This is a genomic window from Streptomyces sp. NPDC048600 (assembly GCF_055587025.1).
This window is the reverse complement of record NZ_JBVJGZ010000030.1, coordinates 83,300-97,940: the sequence shown is the minus strand read 5'-3', so window position 1 is coordinate 97,940 and position 14,641 is coordinate 83,300. Positions and strand designations below refer to the sequence as shown.

At 73.6% G+C, this 14,641-nt stretch carries 6 protein-coding genes; 3 read left to right on the top strand and 3 right to left on the bottom strand.

The annotated features are described in order from the left end of the window. Nucleotides 1–135 precede the first annotated feature (135 nt). From ACZ6SQ_RS31810 to ACZ6SQ_RS31800, 3 genes are all read right to left on the bottom strand, one after another. The gene (locus tag ACZ6SQ_RS31810; RefSeq protein WP_469568236.1) at nucleotides 136–1,692 is read right to left on the bottom strand and encodes an alpha/beta hydrolase; all 1,557 of its coding nucleotides are present in this window, start codon (nucleotides 1,690–1,692) and stop codon (nucleotides 136–138) included. Nucleotides 1,693–1,833: 141 nt separating this feature from the next. After that, the gene (locus tag ACZ6SQ_RS31805) at nucleotides 1,834–3,378 is read right to left on the bottom strand and encodes an alpha/beta hydrolase (RefSeq protein ID WP_469568234.1); all 1,545 of its coding nucleotides are present in this window, start codon (nucleotides 3,376–3,378) and stop codon (nucleotides 1,834–1,836) included. A gap of 101 nt (nucleotides 3,379–3,479) precedes the next feature. After that, nucleotides 3,480–6,497: a lysylphosphatidylglycerol synthase transmembrane domain-containing protein gene (locus ACZ6SQ_RS31800; RefSeq protein ID WP_469568232.1), complete on the bottom strand. Its 3,018-nt coding sequence runs from the start codon at nucleotides 6,495–6,497 to the stop codon at nucleotides 3,480–3,482. 186 nt (nucleotides 6,498–6,683) lie between these two features. Here ACZ6SQ_RS31800 and ACZ6SQ_RS31795 point away from each other — a divergent pair, with 186 nt between their 5' ends. The 3 genes from ACZ6SQ_RS31795 (at nucleotide 6,684) to ACZ6SQ_RS31785 (ending at nucleotide 14,625) form a co-directional block, all read left to right on the top strand. Further along, the gene (locus tag ACZ6SQ_RS31795) at nucleotides 6,684–7,070 is read left to right on the top strand and encodes an MGMT family protein (RefSeq protein ID WP_386378892.1); all 387 of its coding nucleotides are present in this window, start codon (nucleotides 6,684–6,686) and stop codon (nucleotides 7,068–7,070) included. A gap of 257 nt (nucleotides 7,071–7,327) precedes the next feature. Then, on the top strand, nucleotides 7,328–10,798 hold the full coding sequence (locus tag ACZ6SQ_RS31790) for an ATP-dependent helicase (RefSeq protein WP_469568230.1): 3,471 nt from the start codon (nucleotides 7,328–7,330) through the stop codon (nucleotides 10,796–10,798). 179 nt (nucleotides 10,799–10,977) lie between these two features. Beyond that, nucleotides 10,978–14,625, top strand: coding sequence for an ATP-dependent helicase (locus tag ACZ6SQ_RS31785; protein WP_469568228.1), 3,648 nt, complete (start codon nucleotides 10,978–10,980; stop codon nucleotides 14,623–14,625). Nucleotides 14,626–14,641: the final 16 nt, after the last annotated feature.

The following is a 14,641-nucleotide window of genomic DNA, read 5'->3' as shown; positions in this document are numbered from 1 at the left end:
GCGGGACCGCGGTTGCTCCACCGCCCCACCCTCCTCCCGCTCTCTCCCCCGCTGCCCCCGGGCGCGGATCACACTCTCCGGGGGAAGCCGTCCCCCCGCGGCCGCCCGGTTCGGCCCCGCGCGGGCCCGGCTGCCTCAGGAGCACACCTTGCCGTCCCGTGGCGGCGTGCCCTCGAGGAGGTAGGTGTCGACCGTCGAGTCGACGCAGTCGCTGCCGCTGCCGTAGGCGCCGTGGCCCTCGCCCTTCCAGGTGAGGACCACACCGACGTCCTCGCCGAGTTCGTCGGCCATACGGCGGGCGCCCTCGTACGGGGTGGCGGGGTCGCCGGTGTTGCCGATCGTGAGGATCGGGGGAGCGCCGGGGGCGGAGACCTCCGGGGTGTCGTGTCGGCCGTCCACGGGCCAGTCGTGGCACCAGCCGGCCGTGTCCCAGCCGAGGAAGGGGCCGAAGACGGGGGAGAGGCGTTCGAACCGTGGCAGGGACTTTCTCGCCTCGTCGGGTGTCGGGCGCTGCCTGTCGTCGAGGCAGGAGATGACGCGCTGGGCGTGGGTCGTCGTGCCGTAGTGGCCCGAGGCGTCCCGCTCGTTGTAGATGTCGGCCAGCGCGAGGAGTTCGGAGCCGTCGCCCGACTCGGCCGCCTCCAGGGCGCTGGTCAGGCTCGGCCAGCTGTCCTTGCTGTAGAGCGGCAGCACTATGCCGATGACCGCCATGCTCTGCGTCAGCTCACGGCCGGGCGTGGCCGGGAGCGGGTCGGAGTCGAGCCGCTCCAGGAGCGCGGCGATCCTGGCCGTGCCCCGCTCGGGGTCCTCGCCCGTGGACCTCAGGTAGTCGTTCAGCGCGCGCTGGAAGCCCAGGGTCTGGTTCTCGGCGTGGCCGACGGCGTCCGCGGTGGGGTCGACGACCGCGTCCAGGACCATCCGGCCCACGTTCCCCGGGAAGAGGTGGGCGTAGACGCCGCCGAGTTCGGTGCCGTAGGAGATGCCGAAGTAGTGCATCTCGTCGTCGCCGAGCACATGGCGCATCAGGTCCATGTCGCGTGCGGTGTCGGTGGTCGAGACATGCGCCATGAGCTCACCGGTCGTACGGGCGCAGTCCTGGCCGAAGCCGGCCGCGTCCGCCAGGAAGGCGCGTTCCTCTGCGGGTGTGTCCGGGGTGATGTCCACCGCCTCGGCGGCCTGTATCGCCTTGTCGTCGCGGCACCGGATCCCCTCGCTGCCGCCCACTCCGCGCGGGTCGAAGCTGACCAGGTCGTAGCGGTCCCGCAGGGAGGACACGACCGCGGCGTAGGAGGGCATCGCCGACACACCGGAGCCGCCCGGTCCGCCGAAGTTGAAGACCAGCGAGCCGATGCGGTCGTCGCCGCGGGCCTCGGAGCGGATCAGGGAGAGTCCTGTCGTCTTCCCCTCCGGCTGCGCCCAGTCCAGCGGCACCTTCAGCGTCGCGCACCGCCAGTCGCCGCCGGGCGCGGGGGAGTCGGGGGTCTCCTGGCACTCGCCCCAGTCCAGTTCCTGCGCGGTCAGGGAGGACGGGAGAACGGATCCGGAGGGTGGCGCCAGGCCTCCGGTCCGGGTGCCGTTCCTGCCGTCGTCGTCCTGGCTCTCCCTGCCGCTGTCCGTGGCACCGCCGGTGCAGCCCGTCAGCAGCAGTGCGGTCGTCGCGCCCGCGGCGGCCCACCTGAGGAATCGGCGCATGTCTGTCCCCTCCCTGGCCGTCCGCGCTTCGGCGGGCGAACGGCGGTCAGGCCATGGTAGGCCGGGCCCGGCACAGTCCGCCCGGCCCTGTGGATAACCTTTTGACCTGCGGTTTTGCCGGGACTGCGGCTCGGTGGCCGGTCAGGAGCAGACCGTCCCCGACGCCGGCACCTTCCCGTTCAGCAGATAGCCGTCGACCGCCCTGAGCACGCACTTGTTCCCGCTGTCGTAGGCCCCGTGCCCCTGGCCCTTGTACGTCAGCTCCACCCCGACGCCCGGGCCCAGCGCCTGCACCATCCGCCGGGCCCCCTCGTACGGTGTCGCGGGGTCACCGGTGTTGCCCACGACGAGGATCGGCGCCGAGCCGGGCGCGCTGACGTCCGGGTGGGCCGCCGCGCCCGGCACCGCCCAGTCGGTGCAGCTGACCATGCCCCAGGCCAGGGCGTCCCCGAACAGGGGCGACGCCTCCCGGAACTCGGGGAGCCTGGAGCGCACGAAGTCCACGCCGTAACGGGCCTTGTCGTCGGAGCAGTTGATGGCGATGTTCGCCGCGGTGATGTTGCTGTACTCGCCGTTCGCGCTGCGTCCGTTCATCGAGTCGGACAGCACCATCAGCAGCTGGCCGTCACCGCCGTACGCCTGGTCGAGGGCCTCGGTGAGGAACTCCCAGAGGTCCTTGGAGTACAGGGCCTGGATGATGCCGGTGGTGGCCGCGGACTGGGTCAGCTCGCGCGGGAACGCGCCGGGGATGGGCTGGGTGTCGAGGTCCTTCAGCAGCTTGGCGATGCGGTCCTGGACGTTCTGGACGCTGTCGCCGACCGGGCACTCCTCGACCTTGGAGACGCAGTCCTCGGCGTAGTTCTCCAGGGCCAGCTGGAAGCCCTGTGCCTGGCCGAGGGAGCCCTGCTCGGAGGTCTCCGTCGGGTCGACCACCGCGTCGAAGACGGCCCGGCCCACGTTCCCCGGGAAGAGGTGGGCGTAGACGCCGCCGAGTTCGGTGCCGTACGAGATGCCGAAGTAGTAGAGCTTTTCGTCGCCGAGCACCTGGCGCATCAGGTCCAGGTCGCGGGCGGCGTCGGTGGTGCGGACATGGGGGATGATCCGCTCGGAGTGCTCCTCGCACGCCCCGTTGAAGTCCCTGGTGCCGTCCAGCAGCGCGGTGCGTTCGGCGGCGTCGTCGGGGGTGGCGTCCTGCTGGAACCAGGAGTCGAGCTGCTGGTCGTTCAGGCAGGTCACGGGGGCGCTGCGGCCGACGCCGCGGGGGTCGAAGCTCACCAGGTCGTAGCGTGTGCGCAGGGTGGCGTAGTCCGGGCCGAAGGCCGGCAGCGTGTAGACACCGGAGCCGCCCGGTCCGCCGAAGTTGAAGATGAGCGAGCCGATCCGGTCGCTGTTGTCGCCCGTCGTCTTCGCCCTGATCAGCGCCAGGCCGATCGTGTCGCCCTTCGGGTTGGCCCAGTCCAGGGGCGCCTTCATGGTGGCGCACTGCCACTCGTCGCCGTCGGGCAGCGGCGAGGGTGCGGCCCCGCCGCCCTCGGCCTGGGACGGCGGCGGACAGTCCTCCCAGCTCAGCTTCTGGGCCGTCGGATCCTCGTCCTTGTCGTCGTCGCCGCATCCCGCCAGCACGGAGGAGAGCAGCACGGCGGTGGCGGTCAGCGCGACGGCGCGCACACGGCAGGGCTTCGGCATGATCCCATCCTGCGGCCGGGCGGGGCGGGTCGCGCGGGGCACGGGCCGTACGAGGGACGGGGCCCGCGCGACCCCGTCCGGGGCGTCGCACGGGCGCTCCGCTACAGCGCGCCCTTCCGCGTCAGCTGGTTGAACGCCAGCCACCCCGGCAGCACCGGCAGCCACAGCGTCAGCAGCCGGAACAGCAGCACGGCGGGGGCGGCGACCTCCTTGGGCAGCCCGACCGCGATCAGACCGACGGTCAGGGTCGCCTCGACCGCGCCCACACCGCCCGGCGTCGGCGCGGCGGAACCGAGCGCGTTGCCCGCCAGGAAGACGACGGCCACGCTGGCGAGGCTGATGGACGTCGACTCGTCGCCGAAGGCGCGGATGGAGGCGTCCAGGCACATCACGAAGCAGGCCGTGAGCAGCAGCATGCCGCCGATGCCGGTGACCAGCTTCTGCGGCCGCTGGAGCACGTCGAGCATGCGCGGAACGACACCCGCGAACAGCGACCTCACGCGCGTGGAGACGAACTTCCGCAGGAAGGGCACCGAGGTCACCACGAGCACCAGCACCGCGACGGTCAGCAGGCCCGCGATGACGGTCCGGGACGGCGACAGCGACGGCGTCTTCTCGGTGCCGGTCAGATAGCCGAAGGACAGCAGCATCAGGATGTGGCAGCCGAGGCCGAACAGCTGCGACGCGCCCACACTGGCCACCGCGAGACCCGGCCGCACGCCCGCGCGTTGCAGGAAGCGCGTGTTAAGGGCCACACCGCCGACCGCGGCCGGTGCCACGATCTTCACGAACGAGCCCGCGACCTGCGCGCCGACGGTCCGCAGGAACGGCACCCGCTCCGGCACGAACCCCAGCAGGCTCATCGCGGCCGCGACATAGCTCAGCGCGGAGAACAGCACCGCTGCCACGACCCAGCCCCACTCGGCCTCGGCGAAGAGGGTGCCGAACTCGATGTGGGTGAGCTGGGACAGCAGGAAGTACGCGCCGATGGCACCGGCGATGATGCTGATCAGCGTCCGCGGCCGCACCCGCTCCAGCCGGACCGGCTCGACCGGCGCCTGCGGGCGGATGCGCAGCACCTGGTGCCGGATCTGCGTCAGCAGGTCCTCCTCGCGCGCCTCCTCCAGAGCCTCGTCGATGGCCCGCTTCTCGGCCCGCGCCTCCGCGCGTACGGCCTTCTTGTCGGCCTTGTCCAGGCGGACGGGCGCGGTGCCGCCCGTGCCGCCCTCGGCGGCTTCGGCGGCCTCTGTGGCCTCCAGGCGGGCCTGCTTGGCGTGCCGGGACGCCTCCAGCACGGCCTCGCGTTCGCGTTCGGCCCGCTCGCGGCCGAGCCGGCGCAGCGTCGCGCGCGTGGAGCGGGTGAGCGCGATCGGCTGGAGCATGGGCAGGCAGTCGGCGATGGTGTCGGGGCCGAGCACCCCGACCGCGGAGGCCACGGCGCGCTCGGCGCCCACCCGGAGCGCGAGCGTGGTCATCAGCTGGGCGACGTCCATGCGCAGCAGCAGGTCACCGGCCGCGATCTCGCCGCCGCGCAGATCGGTGATGATCACCTTGCCGGAACGATCCACCAGAATCGCGTCACCCGCGAGCCTGCGGTGCGCGATGCGCCGCGAGTGCAGCGCCTTCACCTGGCACCAGGTGCTGCGCAGCAGTTCGTCGGTGATCTCCTCGTCCGAGACCGAGTCCAGGGTGCGTCCGCCGGTGTGCTCGTAGACGAGCATCACGGCGTCGGGGCCGAGCTCGGAGGTGGCGATGAGCTTGGGCGCGTTGGCGCCCGCGGCGATGGCGGCGTAGGCGAGCAGGGCCTCCTGCTCCAGCGCCTGGCGCAGCGACTGCAGGCTGCGCCGGGTCGCGATGCCGCGCAGCGTGAGGTTGCGCCACACCCGGTAGAAGAACCCCTGGGCCTGTTGCTCCCGGTCGACGACGGTGACGTCGAGGGGTGGGCCGTCCTCCAGGGTGACGAAGTAGCGTCTGCCCCGGTCGGTGCTGTCGGAGGCGTCCGAGACGTCCTCGCGGGCCGCGCTTACCGGGCGGAAGCCGACGTGACGCAGGCCCGCCATCAGCGTCCGGCCGGTGGGGCGGACGTTGGGCGAGCCGACGGCGTAGAGCGTCCCGTAGGCCACGCTCCAGCCGATCAGGACGGTGAGGATGATCGAGAACGGTGTGGTGTAGCCGGTCACCAGCATCGAGAAGGCGTCCAGCATCAGCACGATCCACAGCACCCCGCGCCAGCGGGGTCTGCGGGACATGCCGACCGCCGTCATGTACGCGATGACCGGGGCCAGGTACCCGTGCACCGGGTCGGTCAGGGCGTTGATGTCGCCGGGGGAGGGCTGGGTGAGCGCGTCCTGGATGGAGTCGGGGGCGGCACGGGCGACCCACAGGTCGGTGGCGAGGGTCACGCCGTGCGCGAGGACGGCCGCGAGCACGCCGTCGGCGATGCGCAGCCCGTCCCGTTTGATCAGACGTTCGATCGCGAAGGCGACCGGGACCAGGAGGATGGCGATGCTGGAGGCCAGCCCCGCGATCTTGATCAGCAGGTCGGGCGCCTGTCCGGTGCCCTTGTTGATGTCCTGTTCCAGGCCGGAGGTGGTGCCGTGGGCGAACCCGGCGATCGCCAGCAGCACGACGACGGCGAGCACGCCGACCAGCAGCCGCATGAGGTCGGAGGGCCGGTGCACGCGCGCGGGGAGGAGCGGTTCGTCACCCTCCACCTCGTCGCCCTCGACCTCGTCGGCCAGGAACTCGTCGCTGTCGTCCATGTCGCGGTCGTCGATGTCGTGGTCGTGATCGATGCCACGGTCGTCGCTGTCGCTGTCGCTGTCGTGGTCGAAGTCACGGTCGTGGTCGATGTCACCGTCGTGGCCGGAGCCGCGGCGGCCGTCGCCGTCGTGGCGGTCGCCGTCCTCGGTGTCATGACGGCCGCCGTCGCTCTCGCGAGGGCCGCCGACTTCACTGTCGCGACGCTCGGCGTCTTCGCTCTCGCGACGACCTTCGCCGTGTCCGCGCGGCTCTGCGGTGCGGCGCCCGGCCGGCTTCCCGGCCTGCCCGGTGTCGGGGCGCGACGCAGCGTCAGAGGTGCCCTCCGCGTCCTCGGGGTGCACACCCTGCTGCTTCATCGTCTCTTCTTGATCTCGTATCAACGGTCACCGCCCGCATGATGGTGGCATGCCGCACCGACACACGGGGGCATCAGGGTGCAAACGCGGGGGCGCACAGTCTGCCGGAAGCACCGCCCTCGGGCGAGGGATACGCACGGTGGCGGGGCGCTCACATTGTCGGTGGGGTGGTGCAGGATGGGGCGAATGAGCGAGGAGAGGCTGCCGCGCGACGCCCGCGCGGAGTACGCGGACGAGCTGCCCGAGTACGCCGAGCGGGTCCTTGAGGTCGCGGAACTGATTCCGCCGGGGCGGGTCATGACGTACGGCGACGTCGCCGAATGGCTGGAGGAGGGCGGGCCGCGCCAGGTGGGCCGTGTGATGGCGCTGTACGGCGGGGCCGTGCCCTGGTGGCGCGTGACCCGCGCGGACGGGACGCTGCTGCCCGGCCACGAGCTGCGCGCGCTCGAGAACTACCGGGCCGAGGGGACGCCCCTGAAGGAGGCGAGCAGGGCCGCCGAGGGCCATCTGCCCCGCGTCGACATGAAGCGGGCGCGATGGGACGGCGGCGAACACGCGCAGGGTCACACCTGACAGCTTCCGCCATCGGGGGCGGGCGTGGGGGACGCGTGATCCGTAAGAGGGAAACGGGGCACGTCCGTGACATGACGTACGTTCGTGGGGTGAGGGACGAACGTGACGCACGAGCCGGGAGGGAACAACCGGAAGCTCTGCTTCCGATCCTCTCGTCGGCGTAGCGTCGGCAGCGCGCGTCCCCCTCACCTCCCGGCCACCGCTCTTCCCGCGAGACGGCCCGGCAACCAGCACACCCACCAGGACCGGCGAACCACGTGAGCTCCTCTTCCTCCACCAGGCGCCTGTCGCACCCCGCGGTGCGACAGGGGAACCGTGGCGCTTACCGACTGGTCCGTACCCGTCCGGCGCGACCGGATCCCCCTCGTCTTGACGCGGCACAGCGCGCGGTGGTTGACCACGACCGCGGACCGCTGCTCGTGCTCGCCGGTCCCGGCACCGGCAAGACCACCACCCTCGTGGAGTCCGTCGCGGCCCGCGCGGCGCGCGGCGCGGACCCCCGGCGCGTTCTCGTGCTCACCTTCAGCCGCAAGGCCGCCGTCGAACTGCGCGACCGCATGGCCCTGCGCATGGGAGCGGCCCGCGCGCCCCAGGCGACCACCTTCCACTCGTTCTGCTACGCCCTGGTCCGCGCCCACCAGGACAGCGACCTGTTCGTCGAACCCTTGCGGCTGCTGTCCGGCCCTGAGCAGGACGTCGCCGTACGCGAGCTGCTGGCCGGCCAGACCGGCCTCGAACGCCTCGGCCTCGCCCATGTGCGCTGGCCCGACGAACTGCGCGCCTGCCTGACCACCCGGGGCTTCGCCGACGAGGTCCGCGCGGTCCTCGCCCGCAGCCGCGAGCTGGGCCTGGACCCCGGTGCCCTGGACGCCTTCGCCCGCCGCATCGGCCGCCCCGACTGGCGGGCCGCCGCCGCCTTCCTCGCGGAGTACCTGGACGTCCTCGACCTCCAGGGCGTCCTCGACTACGCCGAGCTCGTCCACCGCGCGGTCCTCCTCGCCCGCCGCCCGGAGGTCGCCGAGCGGCTCGCCGCGCAGTACGACGCCGTGTACGTCGACGAGTACCAGGACACCGACCCGGCCCAGGTGCGGCTGCTGGACGCCCTGGCGGGCGGCGGGCGCACCCTCGTCGCCTTCGGAGACCCCGACCAGTCGATCTACGCCTTCCGCGGCGCCGACGTGAACGGCATCCTCGAGTTCCCGCGCACCTTCGCGCGCGTGGACGGCGGCCCGGCCCCCGTCGAGGTGCTTCGCACCTCCCGCCGTTCCGGCGGCACGCTGCTCGCCGCGACCCGGCTGCTCACCCAGCGCATGCCGCTCACCCGGCTCCCCGCGGACCGGGTGCGCGCCCACCGCGACCTCGCCCCGGTCCGCGACGGAGGCCGCGTCGAGGTCCTCACCTACCCGACGCCCGGCACGGAACTGGACAACGTCGCCGACATCCTGCGCCGGGCCCACCTGGAGGACGGCATCCCCTGGAGCGAGATGGCCGTCCTGGTGCGCGCCGGCTCGCGCACCATCCCGGCCGTCCGCCGCGCCCTGAGCGCCGCGGGCGTCCCGCTCGACATCGACGGCGACGACCTGGCACTGCGGCACGAGCCCGCCGTGGCGCCCCTGCTGTCGGCGCTGCGGGCCGTGGCGGAGGCGGAGGCCGGGGGCGGCGAGCCTGTGTCCGCAGACGAGCCTCTGGACTCAGCCGAGTCTGTGGATACAGCCGAGCCTGTGGATACGGCCGAGTCTGTGGACACAGCGGCCGGGGAGGCCGAGGACGCCGACGTCGACCAGGACGCCGACGTCGGCGAAGAGACGCCCGGCGACGACACCGTCCCCGCCGGAACCGGCCTCCCCGCACCCTGCTGGCTCGGCACCGAGACCGCCGTCGCTCTGCTCGCCTCCCCGCTCGCCGGTATGGACGCAGCTGACCTGCGCCGACTGGGGCGGGCCCTGCGGGAGGAGGAGCGGGCCGCGGGCAACGCCGTGCCCCCGCCCTCCGACGAGCTGCTCGCGCGGGCACTGGCCGAGCCGGAGCGGCTCGCCGTGCACGACCCGGCGTACGCGCGCGGGGCGCAGCGTCTGGGCGCGCTGCTGCGCAAGGCCCGCGAGCGCCTCGCCGGCGGCGGTACGGCCGAGGAGGCGCTGTGGGACCTGTGGGAGGGCACCCCCTGGCCCGCACGGCTGGAGCGGACCGCGCGACGCGGCGGAGCGGCGGGCCGCAACGCCGACCGCGACCTGGACGCCGTGTGCGCGCTGTTCGCCACGGCCGCGCGGGCGGAGGAGCGCACCGGCGGGCGCGGCGCGCTGAACTTCCTGGAGCAGATCGACGCCGAGGACATCGCCGCCGACACCCTCACCCGGCGCGCCCTGCGCCCCGACGCCGTGCGTCTGATGACCGCGCACCGCTCCAAGGGCCTGGAGTGGCGCCTGGTCGTCGTCGCGGGCGTCCAGGAGGGACTGTGGCCCGATCTGCGCCGCCGTGGCTCCCTGCTGGAGGCCGACCGCATCGGCCGCGACGGACTCGCCGAACCGCTCACCCCGGGCGCCCTGCTCGCCGAGGAACGGCGGCTGTTCTACGTCGCCGCCACACGCGCGCGTGAACGGCTCGTCGTGACCGCGGTGAAGGCACCCGCCGACGACGGCGACCAGCCCTCCCGCTTCCTCACCGAGCTCGGCGTCGAGCCCAAGGACGTCACCGGCCGCCCGCGGCGCCCGCTGTCGGTCGCCGCGCTCGTCGCCGAACTGCGCGCCACCACGGTCGACCCTCGGGTCTCCGACGCCCTCCGGGAGGCCGCCGCCCGCCGACTGGCCCGGCTCGCCGCCCTCACCGACGACGACGGGCGCCCGCTGGTGCCCTCCGCGCATCCCTACCGCTGGTGGGGCATGTTCGAGCCCACCGCGTCCAAGGTGCCGCTGCGCGACCGCGACCAGCCCGTCGCGCTCTCCGGCAGCGCCCTCGACCAGCTCGCCAACACCTGCGCGCTCCAGTGGTTCCTCGGCCGCGAGGTGAAGGCCGACGCGCCTGCCACCGCCGCCCAGGGCTTCGGCAACGTCGTGCACGTCCTCGCCGACGAGGTCGCCTCCGGGCACACCCCGGCCGATCTCGACGTCCTCATGGAACGGCTGGACTCCGTGTGGAACGCGCTCGCCTTCGACGCGCCCTGGAAGTCGGAGCAGGAGAAGGACCACGCGCGCGTGGCGCTCGAACGCTTCCTGACCTGGCACGTCACGGACCGCACCGGACGCACGCCGGTGGCCAGCGAGCACGACTTCGACGTCACTCTCGCGGCGGGCGACTACGAGGTACGCATCCGCGGCCAGATGGACCGGGTCGAGACCGACGGCCAGGGCCGCGCCTATGTCGTCGACTTCAAGACCGGCAAGCAGGCGCCCACCTCCCGCGAGGTCGAGCACCATCCCCAGCTCGCCGTCTACCAGCTCGCCGTCCGCGAGGGTGCCGTCGACGACGCCTTCGACGGGGTGCGCCCCGAGCCCGGCGGCGCCGAACTCGTCCACCTGCGCCAGGGCGCGGCCAAGCGCGACGGCGGCGACACCCTGCCGAAGGTGCAGGCCCAGGAGGCCCTGGAGGGGGAGTGGGTCGGCGACCTGCTGGCCACGGCCGCGGGCAAGGTCCTCGACGAGCGCTTCACCCCGTCGACCGGCCAGCACTGCACCCACTGCAGCTTCCGCGCCTCGTGCAGCGCCCGTCCGGAGGGGCGGCAGGTGGTCGAGTAGCCGGCCGTGCGGCATGGTGCGGCCAGGACGCCCAGCGACCGGCGTGGGGCGGCATGTTGCGGCCATGACGCCCCGCTACCGGCGTGACCGATCGCACCACCCCCGCCGACCTGCGCTTCTTCCGTCCGCCGAGGCCGTCGTGGCCCTCGGTGTCAGTACGCGCCGATAGCCTCTTCGGCATGCCCGCCCGCATCACCGACGCCGAGGAGCTCAAGGAGCTTCTCGGCATTCCGTTCACCCCGGAGCAGATGGCCTGCGTCACCGCGCCGCCCGCCCCGCAGGTGATCGTGGCCGGAGCCGGGTCCGGCAAGACCACGGTGATGGCGGCGCGCGTGGTGTGGCTGGTCGGCACCGGCCAGGTCGCCCCCGAACAGGTGCTCGGCCTGACCTTCACCAACAAGGCCGCCGGCGAACTCGCCGAACGTGTCCGCAAGGCACTGGTCCGCGCGGGCGTGACCGACCCGGACGTCATCGACCCCGACAACCCGCCCGGCGAGCCGGTCATCTCGACGTACCACTCCTTCGCCGGACGTCTGCTGACCGACCACGGTCTGCGCATCGGCCTGGAGCCCACCGCGCGCCTGCTCGCCGACGCCACCCGCTACCAGCTCGCCGCGCGCGTGCTGCGCGAGGCCCCCGGGCCCTACCCGGCGCTCACCCGCTCCTTCGCGGACCTCGTCGCCGACCTCCTCGCCCTGGACGCCGAGCTGTCCGAGCACCTGGTCCGGCCCGAGAGCCTGCGCGCGTACGACGCCGGGCTGCTGCTCTCCCTGGAGGGCGCCAAGCTCACCAACGCCGACCTGCGCAAGGTCCCCGAGGCCGCCGCCGCCCGCCGGGACCTCGCGGCCCTCGTGCTGCGCTACCGCGCCGCCAAGCAGGAGCGCGATCTGCTCGACTTCGGCGACCAGATCGCCCTCGCCGCACGGCTCGCCCAGCTGCCCGAGGCGGGCCGCATCCTGCGCGAGGAGTTCCGCGTGGTGCTGCTCGACGAGTACCAGGACACCTCCGTGGCCCAGCGCGTGCTCCTCGCGGGCCTGTTCGGCGGCGGCACCGGCCACCCCGTCACCGCGGTCGGCGACCCCTGCCAGGCGATCTACGGCTGGCGCGGCGCGTCCGTCGCCAACCTCGACGACTTCCCCGAACACTTCGCGCACGCCGACGGCGGCCCCGCCACCCGCCAGGCGCTCAGCGAGAACCGGCGCAGCGGCGGCCGTCTGCTCGACCTCGCCAACGGCCTCGCCGAGCCCCTGCGGGCGCTGCACGCGGGCGTGGAGGCGCTGCGCCCAGCACCCGGCGCCGAACGCGACGGCCTGGTCCGCTGCGCGCTGCTGCCCACCCACGCCGAGGAGATGGACTGGATCGCCGACTCCATCGCCCATCTGGTGCGCACCGGCACCCCGCCCGGCGAGATCGCCGTCCTGTGCCGCACGGCGACCGACTTCGCCGAGATCCAGGGCGCGCTCGTCGCCCGTGACGTCGCCGTCGAGGTCGTGGGCCTGTCCGGTCTGCTGCACCTGCCCGAGGTCGCCGACCTGGTGGCCGTGTGCGAGGTCCTCCAGGACCCCGGGGCCAACGCCTCACTGGTCCGGCTGCTGACCGGCCCCCGCTGGCGCATCGGCCCGCGCGACCTCGCCCTGCTCGGCCGCCGGGCCCGGCTGCTGGTGTCCCACGCGCGCGTGGGCGACGAGGACGACCCGGACCGCAGGCTCGCCGCGGCCGTCGAGGGGGTCGATCCGGCCGAGGTGATATCGCTCGCGGACGCCCTCGACACGTTCCTGGAGACACCGGTGTACGGCGCTGCGGGCGGCGGGGACGACGACCGGCTGCCGTTCTCGCCGGACGCGCGCGTGCGCTTCGCCCGTCTGGCCACCGAACTGCGCGAGCTGCGCCGCAGCCTGGCCGACCCGCTCATGGACGTGCTGCACCGCGTCCTGGCCGTCACCGGCCTTGAGGTCGAACTGTCGGCGTCCCCGCACGCCCTGGCCGCCCGCCGCCGCGAGACCCTGTCGAACTTCCTCGACGTCGCGGCCTCCTTCGCCGCCTCCGACGGAGAGGCCACGCTGCTGGCCTTCCTGGGCTTCCTGCGCACCGCGGCGCAGTACGAGAAGGGCCTCGACAACGCGCTGCCCGGCGGCGAGAACACCGTGAAGGTGCTCACCGCGCACAAGTCCAAGGGCCTGGAGTGGGACGTCGTCGCCGTGCCCGGCCTGGTCGGCGGGAACTTCCCGAGCGGCCAGGGACGCGAGAAGTGGACGGCCCAGGCCAAGGTGCTGCCGCACGAGCTGCGTGGCGACGCCGACACCCTGCCGGACGTCGAGGCGTGGGACTCGCGCGGGATGAAGGCCTTCCACGAGGCGATGAAGGAGCACCAGCACACCGAGGAGCTCCGCCTCGGCTACGTCACCTTCACCCGCCCCCGCTCGCTCCTGCTCGGCTCCGGCCACTGGTGGGGCCCCAGCCAGAAGAGGCCGCGCGGACCGTCCGACTTCCTGCTCGCGCTGCACGACCACTGCGTCGCGGGTCACGGCGAGATCGAGGCCTGGGCGGCGGAACCCCAGGAGGACGAGGAGAACCCGGCGCTGCACCGGGAGACCGCCGACCAGGCCTGGCCGCTGCCCCTGGACGGCACGGCCCTGGCCCGCCGCCGCGCGGCCGCCGAGACGGTCCTCGCCCACCTGGAGGCCCTGACCGCCGACCCCGGCACCCACTCCGCCGCGCCGTACGACCCCGGCCGCGACGAGGACCCGGACTGGCCGGCGCCCCCGGAGGACGACGAACCGCCCTTCGGCGACGAGGCGTACCCCGGGCCGTATCCCGGCGAGGACGACCCGTACCCCGGAGACGAGGAGCCCTTCGAGGAGGAGCCCTTCGAGGGCGACCCGGACGACTGGGACTCCTTCACGCCGGAGCGCCCCACGGTCCCGCACCAGGCGACGGCCCCGGACGACACCACGGCCTTCGACGCCACCCCGGACCACCCGACGGCGACCCCGGACGACACCTTCGCGTCCACCGGCCTCCCCGGACCCCCGGACGAGCCCGGGCGGCCCCTCACGCGCACCCGAGCCCGTCCCGCGCGCGCTGACGCCCTCACCCCCGAGGAGGCCCGCACGATCGCCTCCTGGGACCGCGACCTCGACGCCCTCACCGGAGAGCTCCTGCGCGCCCGCCAGGCCGTGACCGACGTGCCGCTCCCGGCCGGCCTGACCGCCTCCCAGCTGCTGCGCCTGGCCGCCGACCCGGACGGCTTCGCCCAGGAGCTGGCGCGCCCCATGCCGCGACCGCCGCAGCGCGCGGCCCGCCGGGGTACCCGCTTCCACGCCTGGGTCGAGGCCCGCTTCGAAGCGCTGACGCTGCCCATGCTGGAGCCGGACGACCTGCCCGGAGCGGACGCCGAGATCGCCGACGAGCGCGACCTGGAGGCGCTCAAGGACGCCTTCGAGCGCACCGAGTACGCGCACCGCACGCCCTACCGCGTCGAGGCGCCCTTCCAGCTCGCCCTGGCCGGCCGGGTCGTTCGCGGCCGGATCGACGCCGTCTACAAGGACGGCGACGGCGACACGGCGACGTACGAGATCGTCGACTGGAAGACCGGCCGCGAGCACACCGCCGACCCCCTCCAGCTCGCCCTGTACCGGCTCGCCTGGGCGCGGCAGCAGGGGGTGCCCCTGGAGTCGGTGACGGCGGCGTTCCTGTATGTCCGCACCGGAGAGGTCGTACGCCCGCGCGATCTGCCGGACCGGGCGGCCATCGAGCGGCTGCTGCGCGAGGAGGACGCGCCCGAGGCGGCATGTGACGAACCGCCCAATGCGGACGACGGTATGTGACGAACCGCCCAACAAG

Excerpts from the sequence above, each read along its gene's own strand:
- ACZ6SQ_RS31810 (WP_469568236.1), bottom strand. The coding sequence starts at position 1,692 with ATGCGCCGATTCCTCAGGTGGGCCGCCGCGGGCGCGACGACCGCACTG.
- ACZ6SQ_RS31805 (WP_469568234.1), bottom strand. The coding sequence starts at position 3,378 with ATGCCGAAGCCCTGCCGTGTGCGCGCCGTCGCGCTGACCGCCACCGCC.
- ACZ6SQ_RS31800 (WP_469568232.1), bottom strand. The coding sequence starts at position 6,497 with ATGAAGCAGCAGGGTGTGCACCCCGAGGACGCGGAGGGCACCTCTGAC.
- ACZ6SQ_RS31795 (WP_386378892.1), top strand. The coding sequence starts at position 6,684 with ATGAGCGAGGAGAGGCTGCCGCGCGACGCCCGCGCGGAGTACGCGGAC.
- ACZ6SQ_RS31785 (WP_469568228.1), top strand. The coding sequence starts at position 10,978 with ATGCCCGCCCGCATCACCGACGCCGAGGAGCTCAAGGAGCTTCTCGGC.